The following is a 17,874-nucleotide window of genomic DNA, read 5'->3' on the forward strand; positions in this document are numbered from 1 at the left end:
GAGCGGGACGGTGCGAGGGCTCAGAGGTGCTGCTCGATGTCCGGGATCACGTCCTGGAAGGTCCGGCCCTGGGTGGGCGCGCCGATCGCGGTCATCTGCCAGCCGCCGTTCGAGCGGTGCACCTTCGCCATGATCTGCGCGGTGTGGCTGCCGCCGCCGGTCAGCGTGTAGCGGGCCAGTTCGCGTCCGGTGGCGTCGTCCACCAGCCGGCAGAAGGCGTTCTGCACGTCCTGGAAGGTCTGGCCGGTGAACGAGTTGACCGTGAAGACGATCTGGTCGACCTTCTTCGGCACCCGGGTCAGGTCCACCGTGATGACCTCGTCGTCCGCGCCCTGCCCCGCACCGCCGGTCAGGTTGTCGCCGCTGTGCCGCACCGAGCCGTCGGAGCTGATCAGGTGCTGGAAGTAGACGACGTCCACCGGCGTGCGGCCCGCGAAGAGCACCGCCGAGGCGTCCAGGTCGATGTCACGGGCCATCAGCTTGGCGAAGAACCCCTTGCGGGGAGCGGCCTGCCAGCCGAGGCCCATCCGTACGACCGCCAGCGCACCGCCGTCCGGCTTGCCGAGGTCGACCTTCTGGCCCTTGCCCAGGTTCACGCTCATCCGGTCCGCCACCCTTTCGCAGCATCGACGCCGTGCCGCCGCCGGGCCCGTGCGGTGCCCGCCGACGGGGAGGATCTTCCCGCCGGACGGCCGGTCGACTCCCGCCCGGGCCGGTCAGATGCCGCCGGCCGGCAGGAGCAGCACCTGCTCCGGGTCGAAGGGCATCCAGCGCTCCGCGCCGCCGCGGCGCAGCACCCGCACCCGGCACCACGGGCCGCCGTCCGCCGGCCGCCACCAGGCGTTGATCCGGCCGACCGCCCAACTGCCGTCCTCGAACCGGACCTCGACCGGCTGGTACGTCTGCTCGACCTGCGCCGGCGGTGGCTCCCACACCCGCGTCCGCCCGTCGTCCACCGTCGACCGCCTCCCGTGTCGTTCGCACCCGGCCGTTGGACTCTACAGGCCTGTAGAGCCGGGCGGGGGCGAACGCGCCGGGTGCACGGTCGGAAACCGGCCGTCATCACGGCTGCCGATCGACGGTCGCGGCGGGCCCGCCGGGCCCGACGGCGCCCTCAGAGCTCGACCACCGTCACGGTTCCGGCGAAGCCGTTCGCCACGTAGAGCTTGGCGTTGTCCGGGCTGACCGCGACCCCGCGCGGGCCGTCCGGCACGACGAACGTGCCCGCCACCGTGCGCTCGTCGGTGTCCACCACCGACACCAGGTCGAACGGGTAGTGCGCCACGTACAGCCGCCCGCCGTCCGGTCCCACCGCCAGGTCGTACGGGCCGCGCGCCACCGGGATCCGGGCCAGCACGACGGCCGGCGCACCGCCCGCCAGCGACCCGAGGCCCGAGACGTCCAGCACGCTCACCGTGCCCGCGAACCGGTTCGCCGCGTACAGCAGCCCGCCGTCCGGGCTCAGCGCCAGCCCCACCGCGGAGTCCACCCCCGTCAGCCGGCCGCGCGGCACGCCCAGGCCGTCCGTCACCAGCACCGCGTTCTCCCGCGGCGCCGACACCAGCAGCCGAGCCCCGTTCGGCGCCACCACCAGTCCGAACGGACGCTCCTCGAACACCGTCTCCGCCGTCACCGCGCCGCTCGCGGCCGCCACCACGGACACCGAGGAGCGGACCGGATCGGCGGTGTACAGCCGCTCCCCGTCCGGGCTCACCGCCACGCCGAACACCGACGTCCCCACCCGGTGCACCGCTGTGACCTGCCGCCGGGTCGGCTCCAGGGCCGTCACCGAACCCGTCCGCGCACAGGTGACGTACACCCGGCTGCCGTCCCGGCTCACCGTCACACCGTGCGGGCCCTCACCGACCGGGATCGTCTCGAACCCCCGGCCGTCGGCCGGCCCGGCCGGGACCGGGCGGGGAAGTGCCATGATCTGCTCCGTTGACGAGCCGTGACGCCGGCACCTCCACTGTCGCCCGCCCCGGCGGCCCGGGCAAACCCGCCCCGACGGCCGGCCCGCGGGTGCGGCTACGGGCCGCGCTGCGCGTCGTGCGCCAGCAGCGCCACGTACAGCGAGGTCAGCTGTTCCAGGTCGTCCAGGTCGATCCCCAGCAGCGACTCGATGCTCTGCAGCCGCCGGTACATCGCCGGCCGGCTCACGTGCTGCTCCTGCGCCGCCAGCGACTTGTTCCGGCCCGTCCGCAGGTAGGTGCGCAGCACGTCCAGCAACTCCCGGTGCCCCAGCAGCGGGCCCAGCTCGCGCCCGATGAACGCCTGCAGCTCCGGCTCGTCCCGCAGCAGCCGGACCAGCCCGCGCAGCCGCACGTCCCGCAACCGCGCCACCGTGCCGGACGGCGGACCGGCCAGCGCCGCGTCCGCCACGTGCACCGCCTCCAGGAAGGACCGCCGCACCTCGTCCAGCACCCGGCAGCCGAAACCGGCCCCCAGCACCGACCCCGCGGCGCCCTCCTGCAGCCGCACCGCCAGCCGGTCCACCTCCGCGTCCGCGTCGCGCTCCGGCGGCACGCTCAGCAGCACCGCGATCGCCCCGTCCGGCCCGATCCGCGCCACCAGCCCGGCCATCGCCTCGTCGGCCAGCGTCCGGCGCACTGCCTCGCAGACCACCCGCGACCCGGACGGCGGCCGCAGCACCACCGGCACGAAGGTCCGCCGCTCGGTCGGCAGCCCCGCCGCCCGGAACCGCGGCAGCAACTGCTCCGGCCGGGCCGTCCCCGAGGCCAGGTCCGCGAGCAGCGCCTCCGCCGCCTGGTCCTCCCAGCCGCGCTGCCGGCCGCTCACCGGGTCCGCCAGCAGCCGGTGCACCGCCAGCGCCTCCGCCGCCAGCCGGCCCAGCACCCGACCGGTCTCCTCGCCGCCCTGGTGCCCGAAGAGCACCAGGTGCCCCCACTGCCGGCCGCGCGCCTCCAGCCGGGCCACGATCCAGCCGTCCGGGCCGGGCGTCACCGGGCCGTTCCCCAGCAGGTCCGCGACCTGCCGCGACACCCGGTCCCAGTCCCGCAGCAGATCGCCCAGCGCCCCCGGCTCCCCGGCCGAGGCGAGCACCCGGTGCGCCAGGTTCACCACCACCGCCGGACAGCCGGCGAACCCCGCGATCTCGTCCAGCAGCCGCTGCAGCGGCACCCCCGACAGGTTCAGCGCCGCCAGCGCACCGCCCATCCGGTCCGACAGGTCCAGCGCCGCGTACCGGCCGTGCAGCAGCCGCGCGTGCACCTCCTCCGTCAGCCGCGCGAACGGCGCCGGCCGGTGCAGCACCACCAGCGGCACCCCGCACCGCTGCGCCGCCCGCCGCATCGCCTCCGGCGTCGTCGAGAACGCCCGCCCCAGCCCCAGCACCACCGCGGCGGCCCCGGCCCGCCGCATCGACTCCATGTACGCGGCCTGTTCCCGCTCGTCACCGGCCAGCAGCAGACCCGTGGTCAGGACCATCTCACCGCCGGTCAGCATCACGCCGACGTCCGCCGCCTCCGCGACGTGCAGCCAGCGGACCGCCCGGTCCAGCCGGTCCGGGCAGGCGACCACCTCCGCGTCCCACGGCGCGACCAGCTCCAGCGCCAGTACGTCCCGCACGGTCAGACGGAGGTTCTCCACCAGCTCTCCCCACTGCCAGGACTCCGGCCGGTCGGGGGAGTCTACGCGCAGCACCCCCCGCCCGGGGCAGGCCCGACACACCCGCCACTGTGGGCCGGCGCACGTTGCCGCCCGTAGCGCCGCCGTGCCAGAGTGCGGCCATGGTCCACCCCACCGTGCCGCAGCCGACCCTCGCGCCCGCCGCCGTCTTCGACTGGCTGGACGAGGCCGCCGACCTCCGTGCCCGCGCCGGCCTCACCCGCACCCTGCGCAGCCGCCCCGCCGACGACCCGGTGCTGGACCTCGCGAGCAACGACTACCTGGGCCTCGTCCACCACCCCGCCGTCACGGAGGCCGCCGCCGAGGCCGCCCGCCGCTGGGGCGGCGGCGCGACCGGCTCCCGCCTGGTCACCGGCACCACCGCGCTGCACACCGAACTCGAGGACGAACTCGCCGAGTTCTGCGGCTTCGAGGCCGCCCTGGTGTTCTCCAGCGGGTACGCCGCCAACCTCGCCGCGCTCACCGCGCTCACCGACCCGGACACCCTGATCGTCTCCGACGCGTACAACCACGCCTCGCTGATCGACGGCTGCCGGCTCGCCCGCAGCGACGTCCACCGCGCCCCGCACGCCGACCCGGACGCCGTCCGCGAGGTGCTCGCCACCCGCAGCCACCGCCGGGCCCTCGTCGTCACCGACTCCGTCTTCTCCGTCGACGGCAACGCCGCCCCGCTCGCCGGCCACTCCGCCGCCGCCCGCGCCCACGGCGCCGCCCTGCTCGTCGACGACGCCCACGGCCTCGGCGTCCTCGGCGAGGGCGGCCGCGGCGCCCTCGCCGCCGTCGGACTCGCCGGCGCACCCGACACCGTCGCGACCGTCACCCTCTCCAAGTCGCTCGGCTCCCAGGGCGGCGCCGTCCTCGGTCCCCGCCGCGTCATCCGGCACCTCACCGAGACCGCCCGCACCTTCATCTTCGACACCGGCCTCGCGCCCGCCGCCGTCGGCGCCGCGCTCGGCGCGCTGCGCCTGCTGCGGGCCGAACCCCACCGCGCCGACCGCGCCCGCGAGGTCGCCCACACGCTCGCCGCCCACCTCACCGCCGCCGGCCTGCACGCCTCCGCGCCGGACGCCGCCGTGGTCTCCGTCCGCGCCCCCGGCCCTGAGGCCGCCGTCCAGTGGGCCGCCGACTGCCGCACCGCCGGACTCGCCGTCGGCTGCTTCCGCCCGCCGTCCGTGCCCGACGGCATCTCCCGCCTCCGTCTCACCGCCCGCGGCGACCTGACGGACGCCCAGATCACCGAGGCCGTCCGGATCATCGCGGCCACCAGCCCCGCCTGACGACGGCTCCGGAGGTGCCCGCCTGCGGCACCCCCGGACCGGACGCACCGACACGCACCGTCACAGCCCGGCTGCGGCGCCCGCGTTCGCCATGATGGTGCCTCGCGTCCGTCCGCAGCGAGGAGACCGCCGTGACCGCACCCCGCGTCCTCCTGGACGGCCTCGTCCTCGGCGAGTCGCCCCGCTGGCACGACGACCGGCTCTGGTTCTGCGACTGGGGTGCCCACGAGCTGATCACCGTCGACGCCAAGGGCACCCGCGAGAGCATCGGCCGGGTCGAGGCCTTCCCGTTCTGCATCGACCCGCTGCCCGACGGCCGTCTGCTCGTCCTCGCCGGCAGCGACCGCCGCCTGCTGCGCCGCGAGCCGGACGGCACCCTCACCCCGTACGCCGACCTGCGCCCGCTCTGCGACCGCCCCTGGAACGAGGTCGCCGCCGACGGCCGCGGCAACGCCTACGCCAACTGCATCGGCTTCGACCTGATGTCCGGCGAACCGCCCGCCCCCGGTCTGATCGCCCTCGTCACCCCCGACGGCACCGCCCGCACCGTCGCCGGCGACCTGGGCTTCCCGAACGGCATGGCCCTCACCCCCGACGGCGCCACCCTGCTCGTCGCCGAGTCGTACGCCTCGCGGATCACCGCCTTCGACATCGCCCCCGACGGCGGCCTGACCGGCCGCCGCACCTGGGCCGAGGTCGACGGCTCCGCCCCCGACGGCATCAGCCTCGACGCCGAGGGCGCCCTCTGGTACGCGGACGTGCCCGACCGCCGTTGCGTCAGGGTCCGCGAGGGCGGGGAGGTCCTGCAGACCGTCGAGACCGACCGCGGCTGCTTCTCCTGTGCCCTCGGCACCCCCGACGGCACCCCGACCCTCTACATCACCGCCGCCGAATGGACCGGCACCGCCGGCGCCACCGCCGCCCGCACCGGCCTCCTGCTCACCACCCCGGCCCCCGCCCCACCGGCGCCGCGGCCCTGACCGAGTGCCCCGACACCGGAGACCCGGCGCGGCCGGGCCGTCACCTCACAGGCCCCTGACGGCTTCGCCCGGATCGGGTCCGCAGGACGACCACCAGACGATCGAGCCGTCGGAGTCCGGCTGTCCCGGCCGTGCGAGCGTCCCGGCGGGGTTCAGGACCGCGGCGACGCGGTGCGGACGGCGTCGGCGAGCCAGTCGGCGGTGGCGGGCAGCCAGTCGGGGAGGGCGGTGCCGAGCAGGTGGTTGCCGTGCGGGACGAGCAGGAGTTCGGCGTTCGGGAGCTGACGGGCCAGCAGGTCGGCGTTGGTGACGCCCGGGATCCGGTCGTTGCCGCCCTCGACGACCAGCAGCGGGAGGTCGAGCTTCCCGGTGATCTCGCCCATGTCGACCCGGTCGGCGAAGGACCTCGCCGCCGCGAGGCCGCCGCAGCGCTGGGCCAGGGTGGCGACGACGAAGGGGACGAGTCCGTCCCAGTCCAGCCGGTACGGGCCGCTGACCAGGGCGGCCGCCCGGACCCGGCGTTCCTGGGCGGCCGCGGCCGCGGCGAACCAGCCGCCCAGGCTCAGCCCGATCACCGCGACGCCGTCCTCGGTGTCGAGGCCCTCCCGGCCGGCCAGGTGGTCGACGGCGCGGCCGATCACCTTCCCGTAGTCCGGTTCGAAGGTGCTGGTCGTCGCCAGGACGCCCTGGCCCGGTCCGTCGATCGCGAGGACGGCCGTGCCGCGGGCGAGCAGCGCCTCCGCCACGGCGTGGAACTCCTCCTTGCCGGAGTCCAGTCCGGGCACGACCACCACCACCGGCGCGCGCCGCACACCCGCCGGGCGCCGCAGCCACCCGGCGAGGCCCTCGCCCTCGACCCGCTCGGCGTCCGGTTCGAGGAGGGCGAGGGCCGAGCGCATCGCCCCGTCCGCCGCACCGGCCGTCCGGGCGGCCGCCGCCCGGTCCGGGTCGGGGACGAGCCCGCCGACGTGGAACCAGCGGGCCGCCGTCCGGTAGGCCTCGCCGGCCGTCCGGGTCCGGCCCGCCGCCGCGGCGGCCTCCGCGACCGCCAGGTGCCGCCGCGCGGCCGCCCGGCAGGCGGCGGGCCACTCGCGCAGCGAGGCCGCACCGGCCGCGACCCGCCCGTACTCCCACACGTCGAGGCCGGCACCGTGCGCCCGCGGTCGGGTCTCCTCGGCGTAGCCGGCCATCACGTCGGGAGCGTCGAGGAAGGAGAGGTCGGGGCTGTCGGTCATCGGGATCCTCGCTTGCCGGGTGCACGGGCGGCGGGAACCGTCCCGCCGGAAGAACCAGCAGACCAAGCCCCGCCCGCCCGCGTCCAACAACCGTCCGTTCCCGCCGACAACCGCCCGCCCCCCGCAGACCGCTGAGGGTCGCTCAGGCGCGCAGGTGGGCGAGGACGGACCGCATCGCCCGCTCCACCGCCCGCCGCGACGGCTCGCCGGGCTCGGCGGTGTCGAAGCCGTGCGGCCCGTCGGGCAGGTCGACGACCTCGACGGCGGCCCCGCACACCCCGGCCGCGTCCAGGAACTCCGCGACACCGGCGGCGATCGCGGGGTTCTCCCGGCCGACCCGGGTCAGCACGACGGGCAGCCGGCCGGCCGCGCGGACCGCCTCCACGGGACGGAAGCGGGGGTTGACCGGGCCCCAGGCCGGCAGCGGCGCGAGGACGGGGTAGCTCGCCGCCACGCACCGCAGCCACGGCCCCGGTGCGGCGAGTGCGTCCGCGAGCAGCAGTCCGCCGCCGGAGAAGCACCACAGGGCGATGCGGTCCGGGTCGACCCGCGGATCGGCGCGCAGCAGGTCGACGGCGGCCGCGAGGTCCCCGGCCGCCCGCGGGTAGTCCGCGAAGTCGTGCAGCCGGTGGTCGACCACCGCGCCGACCGCGCCCAGCTCGGCGGCGTACCGGGCGTGGCCGACCAGCCCTGGCCAGTCCCGCGGTGTCGGCTGGGCCCCCGCCGGAACCGGGCCGCCGTGGACGAACAGCACCGCGGGCCGCGGATCCCGGCGGTCGGCGCCGTCGGGGAGGTACAGGTCGACCCGGCCGACGCGCTCGCGGACCCGCTCCGGCACCTCCAGCACGAAGGGCCGCAGATGCGGCGGCACGCCGGAGCCCGGAGCGATCCGGCGGCCCTCCCCGGCGGCGGCCTGCCGCAGCACCTCGGCCAGTTCGCCGGGGCAGGAGAGCATCGGCCAGTGCCCGGTGGCGAGTTCGAAGAAGCGCACCGCCGGGTCGGTGAGCTTCCGGGAGACCGGGTCGTCGCCGGAGGCCACCACCCGGAGCATGGCGATCGTCATGCCGCTGCCGGTGCACAGGATCCCGGTGGAGGGCAGCGCGGCCGCGGCACCCGAGAGCTTCAGCGGACGGGTGAGCGTCCCGACCGGCTGCGGGACGGCGCGGTCGGTGAGCCGGGTCAGCGCCTCGTCCGTCAGACCCGCGGTGCTGCCCCAGCGCCGCCACCCGTCCGCCGTCGGCGGGGGCACCGGGCCGGTGCCCGGGTCCACGGCGAGCAGCCGCGCCCGGACGTCCGGGTCCGGTACCGACTGCGCCGCCGTGTCGCCGTCCCCGGGCATGCCCGCGTCCAGGTGCACGATCCGGGCGACCCGCTCCGGACGCCGGTCGGCGGCGCCCAGCACCGGATGGATGCCGTAGCCGTGGCCGACCAGCACCACCTCCGGTGCGGCCAGGCCGTCGACCACCCGCAGGACGTCCCCGACGTGCGTCTCCAGGTCCGTGCCGGGCGGCGCCGGCTCGGCCGACCCGGCCGTGCCCGTCAGCGTCACCGGATGCACCTCCGCCCCGGAGGCACGCAGCCGCTCCGCCGCCTCCGCCCAGATCCAGCCGCCCGTGAACCAGTCCGACACCAGGACGAACACCGCCATCGTCGCCTCCACGCCCGTGCCGGCGGCCCGGTCGGCCGCCGACGTGTGCCGGTACGGTAGGAACTCCCCCTGAGGGAGGTTCAAGTCGTGGCCCTGGACGACCTGTGGAGCATCGGGGAACTCGCCGGGCGGGCCCGCGTGACGGTGAAGACCGTCCGCTTCTACTCCGACCGCGGCCTGCTGCCCGAAGCCGCCCGCAGCACCGGCGGCCACCGCAGGTACGGGCCTGAGGCGCTCGACCGGTTGCGGCTGATCCGCTCGCTGCGCGCCCTCGACCTGCCCGTCCCCGAGATCGACCGCGTCCTGCGCCGGCAGGACGACGGGGCCGACGGGGACGACGGGGCCGACGCGCTGGAGGACGCCGTCGCCCGGCAGTTGGCGGAGCTCGGCACCCGCCTCGCCGCGCTGCGCTGGCGGGAGGCCGCCCTGCACCTGCTGCGCGACTGCACCGCCGAGGAGCGCACCGAACGGCTGCGGCTGATCGGGGCGGTCGCCACCCCGCCCGACACCACCGCCCTGGCCCGGTACTGGCGGCGGGTGCTGCCCGTCGGGCTGTCCCCCCGGCAGACCCGGTGGATCGTCGACGCGGCGGTGCCGCAGCCGCCCGCCGAGCCGCGGCCGGCCCAGGTGCTGGCCTTCGCCCGGCTGCACGCCCTCGCCACCATGCCCTGCCCCGCCGGCGGCAGCGACGCGCCGCCCCCACCGGCCGACGCCCGCAGCTACCGCCCGACGGTGCTCTACGACGGCCTCGGCGAGGCGTACGAGCTGGCCGCCCCCGCGCTCCTCGCCGGGGGTGCACCGCAGCCGGGCGAGGCGCTCGACTGCTTCGTCGCCGCCTACGCGGGCGCCCACGGAGACCGGGACACCCCGCACTTCCGCCGCCTGCTCGTCCACCGCCTCGACGCCCTCGCCCACCCGGTGATGGACCGCTACTGGCAGCTCGCCGGCGAACTCGCCGACCCGTCCACCCCCACCCTCGGCGCCGCCCACGACTGGCTCCGCGCCGCCCTGGCCGCCGACCCGGCCCGAACCGCCGGGCCGGACACCGCGCTACGCTGACCCCACCCCGTGGCCGCCACGCGGGCGCCCCGCTCCCTCGACGATCCGTCAGGTCTCCGAGCGCCGCCCGACGTCCCCGCCCGGGGCCCACCCCTCCCGAGCGAAATGCGGTGCCGCCGTGCGCGCTTCCCTGTTCACGATCGACCTGCCCGGACCCGGCCGGCTCAGCACCATGGCCCGTCCCCGTGGCCACGACTGGCTGCCGGACGAGATGGCCGCGCTGGCCGCCGCCGGTGCGGACGTCCTGGTCTGCGCCCTCACCGCGGACGAACTCGACGAACTCGGCCTCACCGCCGAGCCCGCCCTCGCGGCCGCCGCCGGACTGGAGTACGTCGCCCTCCCGGTCCCCGACCGGACGGTCCCCGACCCGGCCGCCGTGCTTCCCGCCCTCCACCGCCTGACCTCCCGACTCCACCGGGGCGCCCACGTGGTGACGCACTGCCGGGCCGGCATCGGCCGCGCCTCCCTGCTCGCCGTCTCCCTCCTCGTCCTCGGCGGCACCCCACCCGACACCGCCTGGACCGCCCTCGAACAGGCCCGCGGCCTCACCGTCCCCGACACCCCCGCCCAGCGGGCGTGGCCCGCGGGCCTGCTGCTCCCGCTCCCGGACTGACCGGCCGGCACCCCGGCGGCCCGACATGCCGCGTTCGGCGCAGGGTCGGGGGCCGGGGGCCGGGGCCGCGGGAGACTGGTGTGGTCGAGCGAGACGGAGGGCCGAGCCGTGAGCGGTGCCGCGCAGTTCCACGCCTGGGACGTCCGGGAGTCGGGGCCGGCCGACGCCCCGCACCGGGTGCTGCTGCTGCCCGGCGGCCTGTGCAGCACGGCCTTCTACGAGGACCTGATGGCCGCCGAGCCGCTCGCCGGGGCGCCCGTCCGGCTGGTGGCGGTGACCGTCCCGGGTCATGCCGGGACGGTCGCGCCGCGCGACGTCTCGATGGAGAACTACGCGGCGATCACCGCCGCCTTCGCCGCCGAGCACCGCTGCACGGCCGTGGTCGGCCACAGCGTCGGCGCCAACATCGCGCTGGAGATGGTCGGCGGCGGGCACTTCGCCGGGCCGGTGGTGCTGCTCTCGCCGACCTTCTCGCGGCCGGACGAGTCCACGGCGCTCGCGGTCGCGACCAGGCTCGGCCGGGTGCCGGGCCTCGGTGCGGCGGTCTGGCCGGCGATGCTGCGGCTGGTCCCCAAGGCGCTGGCGGACAGCATCCCGGAGCCGCGGCGGGCGCCGCTGCTCGCCGACCTGAAGAGGAACTCGGCGGCCTTCTGCCGCCGGGCGATGACCGAGTACTTCGCCTACCTGGACCGGCACGGCTCGCTCGTCCCGCGGCTGTGCGGGGCGGGCGTCCCGGCGTGGGTGGTGCGCGGCGACCGGGACGAGGTCGGGCTCACCGACGAGGAGCGCGCCGCACTGGAGGCCTGCCCCTCCGTCACCCTGGAGACGGTCGCGGACAGCGGCCACCTGGTGATGGTGGAACAGCCTGCGGCGGTGGCCCGCCTGATCGCCGACGCCGTCCTCGGCCCGGACCGCTGACGGCCGCCGTCACACCGTGAGCACCACCTTGCCGCGGGCGTGTCCGGTGTGGACGTGCCGTACCGCGTCCGCCGCCCGCTCCAGCGGGTATCCGCGGTCGAGGACGGGCGCCAGCCGGCCCTGCTCGACGGCCTCGGCCAGGTGCCGCAGGTCCGCCGTCCGGGTCTGCGCGACCAGCGTCCGCAGCCGCTGCCCGACGAAGGGCGAGAGCGCGAGCGCCCGCAGCTGCCGGTCGAGGCCCTGCAGCCAGCCGCTGCCGCCCTCACCGCCCACGATGACCAGGGTGCCGCGCGGGGTGAGGGCCTGCCGCAGCAGCGAGAGCGGCCGGTTGCCCGCGGTGTCGAGGACGAGGTCGTAGCGGTGCCCGCCCTCGGTGATCTCCTCGCGGGTGTAGTCGAGGACCCGGTCGGCGCCGAGGGAGCGGACGAGTTCGGTCTTGGCGGTGCTGCACACCCCGGTGACCTCCGCACCGAGCAGCCTGGCGATCTGCACGGCGAACGAGCCGACGCCGCCGGCCGCGCCGATCACCAGGACGCGCTGCCCGGCCCGGAGCCCGCCGGTGTCGCGCAGGGCCTGCAGGGCGGTGCAGCCGGAGATCGGCAGGGCCGCGGCCTGTTCGAAGCCGAGCCCGGCGGGCTTGGCCGCGAGCCGTTCCGGCCTGGCGACGGCGTACTCGGCGAACGCTCCCTCGCAGACGCCGAACACCTCGTCACCGGGCCGGAGGGTGCTGACGTTCGCGCCGACCTCCTCGACCACCCCGGCGGCGTCCAGCCCGCGGACGGGGTTGCGCGGGGTGCGCAGCCCGGACGCCAGCCGCACGGGGTGGGGGAGACCCGCCATCAGGTGCCAGACGCCCGGATCGACCCCGGCCGCGTGCACCCGGACGAGGACCTCGTCCGCCCCCGGCCGCGGCCGCTCGATCTCCCTGACCTGCAGCACCTCGGCCTCGCCGTACCTGTCCTGCACCACGGCCTTCACTCTGCCTCCCCCTCGGTTTCCGGGTACTGGAAGACGTCGTCGAGTGCGACGCCGAACACCCGGGCGATCTGGAACGCCATCTCCAGCGAGGGCGAGTACCGGCCCTGCTCGATGGCGATGACGGTCTGTCGGGTCACGCCGATCCGCTCGGCCAGCGCCGCCTGGGTCATCTCCCCGTGGGCGAACCGGAGCGCGCGGATGCTGTTGGTGACCTTGGTCGGCTTCACCACGGGCCGAATCCCCGCCGGTAGGCGTCGATCTTCGCGGCCGAGCCGAACAGGGCCGAGAGGACGAAAGCCAGGTAGGCCGCGTTGGCGATCCAGAAGTGGTCGGCCCGGGCCATGGCCAGGACGAGCACGGCCACCCCGCCGATCGCCAGGAAGGACTGGCCGACGTGGTCGCCGAACCGGTGGATCTCGCGGTCCCGCTGGTCCTTCTGCCGGCCGCCCTCCTTCGCGGCGATCGAGACCGCGATGTGCAGGACGACCGAGGCCGCGATCGCGAGGCCGACGCTCCAGAGCAGGGCCGCCCGGTACGGCGCGGCGGTGAGCGGCCCGGAGCCGGCGCCACCGAGGACGGTGGCCACGTACGCGGCATAGCTGCAGAGCGTGACCAGGAGCATGATCCAGGCCCGCTTCTCTTCGACTGCCATGTCAGCAAGGTAAAACAGACCGGACATCGTGTCAAAGATTCTTTACCTCGCCGAGCCCCGTCGGAGCCGCGCCGGAACCGCGCCGGAGCCGGCGCACACGCTCCCGCCGGACGAGTGAAGCCGCAGCCCCGCCCGGCGGGCCGACGCCGGGCCCGCCGCCGGCCCGCGCATCATCGGGCATGGGCACCCCCGTACCGCGCCGGCCCCGCCCGCACCCGCTGCGGCCACCCGAACTCCTCGACCCCGCCGGGCTGGTGGACCCGGCCGACCCGGTCGACCTGAGTCGGCCGGTCTGGTACGCCGCGTACGGCTCCAACATGCGCCGGTCCCGGCTGCACGCCTACCTCGCGGGCGGCAGCCCGCCCGGCGCCACCCGCCGCTACCCCGGCTGCCGCGACCCGCGCCCGCCCGCGGCGGACCTGCCGCTGCTGCTGCCCGGCCGGCTCTACTTCGCCCGGAAGTCCCTGGTCTGGGGCGGCGGCATGGCCTTCCTCGACGCCCGGGACGACGGCGAACTGCCCGCCCGCGGCTACCTGCTGACCCTGGACCAACTGCTCGACATCGCCGCCCAGGAGATGCACCGCACCCCCCGCGCGTCGACCGCACCGGGCCTGGCGGCCGCCCTCCGCGACGGCCGCTCCACCCTCGGCCCGGGCCGCTACGAGACCCTGGTCTGCCCGGGTACCCTCGACGGCCACCCCGTGGTCACCTTCACCGCCGCCGGACGCAGCAGCGAGGCGCCGCTCAGCCACCCCTCGGCCGGCTACCTGCGCCACCTCGCCGCCGGCCTCGCCGAGTCCCACGGCTGGCCCGCCCGGCGTGCCGCCGCCTACCTCAGCACCCGCCCCGGCGCCGCCGGCCGCTGGACCCCGGACTCCCTGCTCGCCGCCCTCCGGGCCCGTTCGGAGCCGTGACAATCCGGTTGCCCGGCCGAGGAGACTGGAACGGTGATCACCGAGGAGCGTGCGGTCGAACTGGTGGAGGCCCGACTGGCCCGCGACCGGCTGACCGAGAAGTGGATGGCGCGGCTGCCCGAGTTCGCCGTGCACCGGGTCGAGGAACACGGCGTTGGCTGGCTGGTCTTCTGCCAGTCGGTGACGTGGCTGCTCACCCGGAACGTGCGCGACAGCTTCCCGAGCGGGCCGTACCTGGTGGACCGGCGGGACGGCAGCCTGCACTTCGTCCGCACCACCTGCCTGGACGACGACTGGCAGACGTTCTACCGCCGCGAGGTCCTGGGCGGGACGGACGACGACCCGGTGGTGATCGAGATCCGCGACCTGGCGCGGACCGCGGGCCCGGTCGCGGCGATGCAGCAACTGCGCCGCCTCTTCCCGCAGCTGGTCGTCGCCGAGGCCAAGGCCTATGTGACGGCAGTGGCCCAGGGCGTCCGGCCGTCGGAGGACCTGGTGCAGGCGACCCGGCCGGGCGACACGTGGCTGCGCACCGACATCCTCCGCGTCACCGGCCCGGCCGGACAGCCCCTCGACTGACGGCCGGCCGGCCGCTCCCCGACGGACGTACCCGCGGCCGTCAGTCCGACGCAGCCGTGCGGCGTCCGCGGACGGCGCCCAGTGCGGTGCCGACCGTCACACAGACCCCGGTCGCGGTGAGGCAGGCGATCTGCCGGGCGGCACCGTCCGTCAGGGCGGCGCAGACCGGGGTGGCGGCGGCCGCGCCGATGCACCCGGCGGCGAATCCGAGCAGCGCCCCGGTGACCGTGGCGGTACGCCCGCGCCCGGCCGCAGGGACGCCGGCTACCGGTGCCGGCTCCGCCCGCCGCGCCCAGGAGGGCACCGCCGGAACCGGAGCCGGGGGCGGGGGCGCGGCCACCGGCTGCGGACGGACGGCGGGCCGGTGCGGCACGGCCGTCCACGGCAACTGCTCCAGCAGCACCGTCACCTGGTCGAAGGGCCGGCCGGGTCCGAGCGCGACCAGCGTCCGCGCACTGGCCGGCGAGAGCTCCAGCCGGCGCGTGACCACCGCCCGGCCACCCGCACCGGACGCCCGCACCGAGCTGTCCCGGTAGCGGTGGAACCGCCCGTCCACGTCCAGGACGAGCGCACAGCTGCTGCGCACCTCCGTCCGGCGCGCCTGCACCACGGCCCCGCCCCGGTCCCAGGCGGGCAGCCGGTCGACCACCCAGCCGTCCACCGCGGCACCCCCGTCGTCCCGGAACGACAGCGGCGCGACGCCCTGCGCCAGCAGCGTCCGGGCGGTGCCGCGGGCCAGCACCAGCAGCTCCTCGTACGCGTCCACCGGTCCGGGTCAGCCCTCGTCGCCGCAGCCCGGGCAGGGCCGCTTCGGCACCTTGGTGGCCGCGCACTTGCCGCACGTCGTGGTCCCGCCCATCTCGCCGTCCCCTCCCGAAGCGGTGTCAGGTGCGCGAGCGTAGCCACGCACCGGGCCGGCGCAGGGGCGACGTTCGGAACCGGCGCGGATCGACCGGATCCGACGGTTCCGGACGGTTCCTGCCCGCCCGCCGCCCGGTCCGCGCCCGGGCTCCCGACCCGCGCTCAGTCCTTCTTCGCCCGGCTGGGCTGCACCCGCATCGGCTCGCCCGGCATCTTCGGATGGTCCGGCGGGTAGGGCAGGTCGCCCGCGGCCTGCTGCGCGAACAGCTCCAGCAGCGGGTCCAGGTCGAACGCGAAGTCGTCCATCTCGGCGTGCAGGTCACCGAGTTCGGCGAAGCGCGCGGGCAGGGTCCGCAGGTCGAAGTCCTGCGGGACGACGTCGTCCAGCTCCTCCCAGCGCAGCGGGGCGGAGGCGGTGGCCTCGGGCCGGGCCCGCAGCGAGTACGGCGAGGCGATCGTCCGGTCGCGGGCCATCTGGTTGTAGTCCACGAAGATCCGCTCGCCGCGCTCCTCCTTCCACCAGGCGGTGGTCACCCGTCCGGGCATCCGGCGCTCCAGCTCCCGGCCGAGCGCGATCACGGCGTGCCGGCAGTCGGTGAACGTCCAGCGCGGCTCGACCGGCACGTAGACGTGCAGCCCGCGCCCGCCCGAGGTCTTCGGCCAGCCGCGCAGCCCCAGCTCCTCCAGCAGGGCGCGCAGCTCGTGCGCGGCGCTCACGGCGTCGTGGAAGTCGGTGCCCGGCTGCGGGTCGAGGTCGATCCGCAGCTCGTCCGGGTGCTCGGTGTCGGTGCGGCGCACCGGCCAGGGGTGGAAGGTCAGGCACCCGAGGTTGGCTGCCCACAGCACCGCGGCCGGCTCGGTCGGGCAGATCTCGTCGGCGCTGCGCCCGCTGGGGAAGACGATCCGGGCGGTCGGCAGCCAGTCCGGCAGGCCCTTGGGCGCCCGCTTCTGGTAGAAGAACTCGCCCTCGACGCCGTCCGGGAACCGCTGCAGCGTGGTCGGCCGGTCCCGCAGCCCGCGCAGCACGCCCGGCGCGACCGCCAGGTAGTACTCGGCGACGTCCCGCTTGGTGAAGCCGCGCGCCGGATAGTAGACCTTGTCGGGGTTGGAGAGCCGGACCGGCCGGCCGCCCGCCTCCAGTTCAACCGCTGTCGAGACCATGCCCCCACGCTAGGCGGGCCCCCCGCATCCGGCGCGCGGGCCGTGCGACGTGCGGCGACGATCGGAGCATGGACCTTCCCGTGATGCCGCCCGTGCAGCCGATGCTCGCCAAGGCGGTGGCCGAGATCCCGCCCGGCATGCAGTACGAGGCCAAGTGGGACGGCTTCCGCGCGATCGTCTTCCGCGACGGCGACGAGGTCGAGATCGGCAGCCGCACCACCAAGACGCTCACGCGGTACTTCCCCGAACTGGTGGAGGCCTTCCGCCGCGAGCTGCCGCCCCGCTGCGTGGTCGACGGCGAGATCGTGATCGCCCGCGAGGGCCGGCTGCGCTTCGAGGAACTGCTGGAACGCATCCACCCGGCGGCCTCCCGGGTCCGCACCCTCGCCGAACGCACCCCCGCCTCGTTCGTCGCCTTCGACCTGCTGGCCCTGGACGACACCGCCCTCGCCGACCGCCCGCTCGCCGAGCGCCGCAGCGCCCTGGAGACGGCCCTGGCCGACGCCTCCGCCCCCGTCCACCTGGCGCCCGCCGCGACCGATATCGACCTGGCCCGGACCTGGTTCGCCCAGTACGAGGGCGCCGGACTGGACGGCGTGATCGCCAAACCACTGGACGGCCCGTACGCGGCCGGCGAGCGCACCCTCTTCAAGATCAAGCACCAGCGGACGGCCGACTGCGTCCTCGCCGGCTACCGCGAGCACAAGAGCGGACCGATCGTCGGCTCCCTGCTGCTCGGCCTCTACGACACCGACGGACAGCTGCAGCACGTCGGCGTCTGCGCTTCCTTCCCGGTGGCCCGCCGCCGCGAACTGGTCGAGGAACTGGCCCCGTTGAGGCTCGACGACCTCACCGGCCACCCCTGGGCGGCCTGGGCCGACGAGAGCGCCCAGGCCTCCTCCCGGCTGCCCGGCGCCGTCAGCCGCTGGACGGGCACCAAGGACCTCTCCTGGGTGCCGCTGCGCCCCGAGCGGGTCATCGAGGTGGCGTACGACCACATGGAGGGCACCCGCTTCCGGCACACCACCCAGTTCCGCCACTGGCGCCCCGACCGCGAGCCGGTCAGCTGCACCTACGAGCAGCTGGAGGAGCCGGTCTCCTACGACCTGTCGGACATCCTCCGCTGACCCGCGGGCCCGGCTCCGGGCCGCTCTCATCGCCAACTCCGCTGCCGGATAGCCGCGTTGTGCATTGACACGGACGCGGCGGCACAGACACCATGGACGCCGCCCGCTGCCTGCCGGCACCACCCCGCCCGGCTGTAGTGGGAGCGCTCCCACTGTATCGCAGCAGGTTGCGGGCGTTCCGTAAGGCTGCCCACCCCACGCCCCCACCCGACGCCACCCCACCC

19 protein-coding genes are annotated in these 17,874 nt (G+C 76.2%); 8 read left to right on the plus strand and 11 right to left on the minus strand.

The genetic code is table 11. The annotated features are described in order from the left end of the window. Positions 1 to 20: 20 nt before the first annotated feature. From IE98_RS0136215 to IE98_RS0136230, 4 genes are all read right to left on the minus strand, one after another. Positions 21 to 602: a TerD family protein gene (locus IE98_RS0136215; protein WP_030276221.1), complete on the minus strand. Its 582-nt coding sequence runs from the start codon at positions 600 to 602 to the stop codon at positions 21 to 23. Between the two features lie 114 nt (positions 603 to 716). Beyond that, complete coding sequence (locus IE98_RS48570; RefSeq protein ID WP_043175957.1) at positions 717 to 956, minus strand: hypothetical protein; 240 nt, start codon at positions 954 to 956, stop codon at positions 717 to 719. 158 nt (positions 957 to 1,114) lie between these two features. After that, positions 1,115 to 1,930, minus strand: a complete 816-nt coding sequence (locus IE98_RS0136225; RefSeq protein WP_030276223.1) for a YncE family protein — start codon at positions 1,928 to 1,930, stop codon at positions 1,115 to 1,117. 98 nt (positions 1,931 to 2,028) lie between these two features. After that, entirely contained in the window at positions 2,029 to 3,609 is a 1,581-nt protein-coding gene (locus IE98_RS0136230) for a PucR family transcriptional regulator (protein WP_234443807.1), read from the minus strand. 140 nt (positions 3,610 to 3,749) lie between these two features. Between IE98_RS0136230 and IE98_RS0136235 the strand changes: the two genes are divergently transcribed. Both IE98_RS0136235 and IE98_RS0136240 read left to right on the plus strand, forming a co-directional pair. Beyond that, positions 3,750 to 4,925 carry an 8-amino-7-oxononanoate synthase gene (locus tag IE98_RS0136235; protein ID WP_052391444.1) on the plus strand — a complete coding sequence of 392 codons (1,176 nt, stop codon included), beginning with the start codon at positions 3,750 to 3,752 and terminating at the stop codon, positions 4,923 to 4,925. Positions 4,926 to 5,056: 131 nt separating this feature from the next. Continuing rightward, the gene (locus tag IE98_RS0136240; protein ID WP_030276228.1) at positions 5,057 to 5,905 is read left to right on the plus strand and encodes an SMP-30/gluconolactonase/LRE family protein; all 849 of its coding nucleotides are present in this window, start codon (positions 5,057 to 5,059) and stop codon (positions 5,903 to 5,905) included. 152 nt (positions 5,906 to 6,057) lie between these two features. On the opposite strand, the gene IE98_RS0136245 is transcribed toward IE98_RS0136240, so the two are convergent. Beyond that, positions 6,058 to 7,140 (minus strand): alpha/beta hydrolase family protein, encoded by a 1,083-nt coding sequence (locus IE98_RS0136245; protein ID WP_234443808.1) that lies wholly within the window; start codon positions 7,138 to 7,140, stop codon positions 6,058 to 6,060. A gap of 142 nt (positions 7,141 to 7,282) precedes the next feature. Next, positions 7,283 to 8,788, minus strand: coding sequence for a dienelactone hydrolase family protein (locus IE98_RS0136250; RefSeq protein ID WP_030276231.1), 1,506 nt, complete (start codon positions 8,786 to 8,788; stop codon positions 7,283 to 7,285). A gap of 87 nt (positions 8,789 to 8,875) precedes the next feature. Between IE98_RS0136250 and IE98_RS0136255 the strand changes: the two genes are divergently transcribed. The 3 genes from IE98_RS0136255 (at position 8,876) to IE98_RS0136265 (ending at position 11,378) form a co-directional block, all read left to right on the plus strand. Beyond that, positions 8,876 to 9,847 carry a MerR family transcriptional regulator gene (locus IE98_RS0136255; protein ID WP_030276233.1) on the plus strand — a complete coding sequence of 324 codons (972 nt, stop codon included), beginning with the start codon at positions 8,876 to 8,878 and terminating at the stop codon, positions 9,845 to 9,847. Positions 9,848 to 9,965: 118 nt separating this feature from the next. Further along, positions 9,966 to 10,460: a protein-tyrosine phosphatase family protein gene (locus IE98_RS0136260; RefSeq protein WP_030276235.1), complete on the plus strand. Its 495-nt coding sequence runs from the start codon at positions 9,966 to 9,968 to the stop codon at positions 10,458 to 10,460. 108 nt (positions 10,461 to 10,568) lie between these two features. Next, positions 10,569 to 11,378: an alpha/beta fold hydrolase gene (locus tag IE98_RS0136265; protein ID WP_030276237.1), complete on the plus strand. Its 810-nt coding sequence runs from the start codon at positions 10,569 to 10,571 to the stop codon at positions 11,376 to 11,378. Positions 11,379 to 11,387: 9 nt separating this feature from the next. Here IE98_RS0136265 and IE98_RS0136270 read toward each other — a convergent pair whose 3' ends face one another. Genes IE98_RS0136270 through IE98_RS0136280 form a run of 3 tightly spaced genes read right to left on the minus strand, consistent with a single transcriptional unit; the run spans position 11,388 to position 13,008 of the window. Then, positions 11,388 to 12,356 (minus strand): NAD(P)-dependent alcohol dehydrogenase, encoded by a 969-nt coding sequence (locus tag IE98_RS0136270; protein WP_030276239.1) that lies wholly within the window; start codon positions 12,354 to 12,356, stop codon positions 11,388 to 11,390. Further along, positions 12,353 to 12,556, minus strand: a complete 204-nt coding sequence (locus tag IE98_RS0136275; RefSeq protein WP_324605832.1) for a helix-turn-helix transcriptional regulator — start codon at positions 12,554 to 12,556, stop codon at positions 12,353 to 12,355. The genes IE98_RS0136270 and IE98_RS0136275 overlap by 4 nt, the downstream gene beginning before the upstream one ends. Before the next feature lie 23 nt (positions 12,557 to 12,579). Beyond that, on the minus strand, positions 12,580 to 13,008 hold the full coding sequence (locus tag IE98_RS0136280) for a hypothetical protein (protein ID WP_030276244.1): 429 nt from the start codon (positions 13,006 to 13,008) through the stop codon (positions 12,580 to 12,582). 179 nt (positions 13,009 to 13,187) lie between these two features. Here IE98_RS0136280 and IE98_RS0136285 point away from each other — a divergent pair, with 179 nt between their 5' ends. Together IE98_RS0136285 and IE98_RS0136290 are read left to right on the plus strand one after the other, a co-directional pair. Then, the gene (locus IE98_RS0136285) at positions 13,188 to 13,922 is read left to right on the plus strand and encodes a histone deacetylase (protein WP_234443809.1); all 735 of its coding nucleotides are present in this window, start codon (positions 13,188 to 13,190) and stop codon (positions 13,920 to 13,922) included. Between the two features lie 33 nt (positions 13,923 to 13,955). Further along, positions 13,956 to 14,501, plus strand: a complete 546-nt coding sequence (locus IE98_RS0136290; RefSeq protein WP_052391445.1) for a YrhB domain-containing protein — start codon at positions 13,956 to 13,958, stop codon at positions 14,499 to 14,501. A 40-nt stretch (positions 14,502 to 14,541) separates the two neighbouring features. On the opposite strand, the gene IE98_RS0136295 is transcribed toward IE98_RS0136290, so the two are convergent. Together IE98_RS0136295 and ligD are read right to left on the minus strand one after the other, a co-directional pair. Next, positions 14,542 to 15,267, minus strand: a complete 726-nt coding sequence (locus IE98_RS0136295) for a hypothetical protein (protein WP_030276249.1) — start codon at positions 15,265 to 15,267, stop codon at positions 14,542 to 14,544. 257 nt (positions 15,268 to 15,524) lie between these two features. After that, positions 15,525 to 16,523 carry a non-homologous end-joining DNA ligase gene (gene ligD, locus IE98_RS0136300; protein ID WP_030276251.1) on the minus strand — a complete coding sequence of 333 codons (999 nt, stop codon included), beginning with the start codon at positions 16,521 to 16,523 and terminating at the stop codon, positions 15,525 to 15,527. A 68-nt stretch (positions 16,524 to 16,591) separates the two neighbouring features. Here ligD and IE98_RS0136305 point away from each other — a divergent pair, with 68 nt between their 5' ends. Continuing rightward, positions 16,592 to 17,650: an ATP-dependent DNA ligase gene (locus IE98_RS0136305; protein WP_030276253.1), complete on the plus strand. Its 1,059-nt coding sequence runs from the start codon at positions 16,592 to 16,594 to the stop codon at positions 17,648 to 17,650. Positions 17,651 to 17,874 lie beyond the last annotated feature (224 nt).

It is taken from the genome of Streptomyces sp. NRRL B-24484 (assembly GCF_000717715.1).
Classification (GTDB): domain Bacteria; phylum Actinomycetota; class Actinomycetes; order Streptomycetales; family Streptomycetaceae; genus Kitasatospora.

Bases quoted from the DNA above. Each gene is read 5' to 3' on its own strand.
- IE98_RS0136215 (WP_030276221.1), bottom strand. From the start codon at position 602: ATGAGCGTGAACCTGGGCAAGGGCCAGAAGGTCGACCTCGGCAAGCCG.
- IE98_RS0136225 (WP_030276223.1), bottom strand. From the start codon at position 1,930: ATGGCACTTCCCCGCCCGGTCCCGGCCGGGCCGGCCGACGGCCGGGGG.
- IE98_RS0136235 (WP_052391444.1), top strand. From the start codon at position 3,750: ATGGTCCACCCCACCGTGCCGCAGCCGACCCTCGCGCCCGCCGCCGTC.
- IE98_RS0136245 (WP_234443808.1), bottom strand. From the start codon at position 7,140: ATGACCGACAGCCCCGACCTCTCCTTCCTCGACGCTCCCGACGTGATG.
- IE98_RS0136250 (WP_030276231.1), bottom strand. From the start codon at position 8,788: ATGGCGGTGTTCGTCCTGGTGTCGGACTGGTTCACGGGCGGCTGGATC.
- IE98_RS0136280 (WP_030276244.1), bottom strand. From the start codon at position 13,008: ATGGCAGTCGAAGAGAAGCGGGCCTGGATCATGCTCCTGGTCACGCTC.
- IE98_RS0136285 (WP_234443809.1), top strand. From the start codon at position 13,188: ATGGGCACCCCCGTACCGCGCCGGCCCCGCCCGCACCCGCTGCGGCCA.
- ligD (WP_030276251.1), bottom strand. From the start codon at position 16,523: ATGGTCTCGACAGCGGTTGAACTGGAGGCGGGCGGCCGGCCGGTCCGG.
- IE98_RS0136305 (WP_030276253.1), top strand. From the start codon at position 16,592: ATGGACCTTCCCGTGATGCCGCCCGTGCAGCCGATGCTCGCCAAGGCG.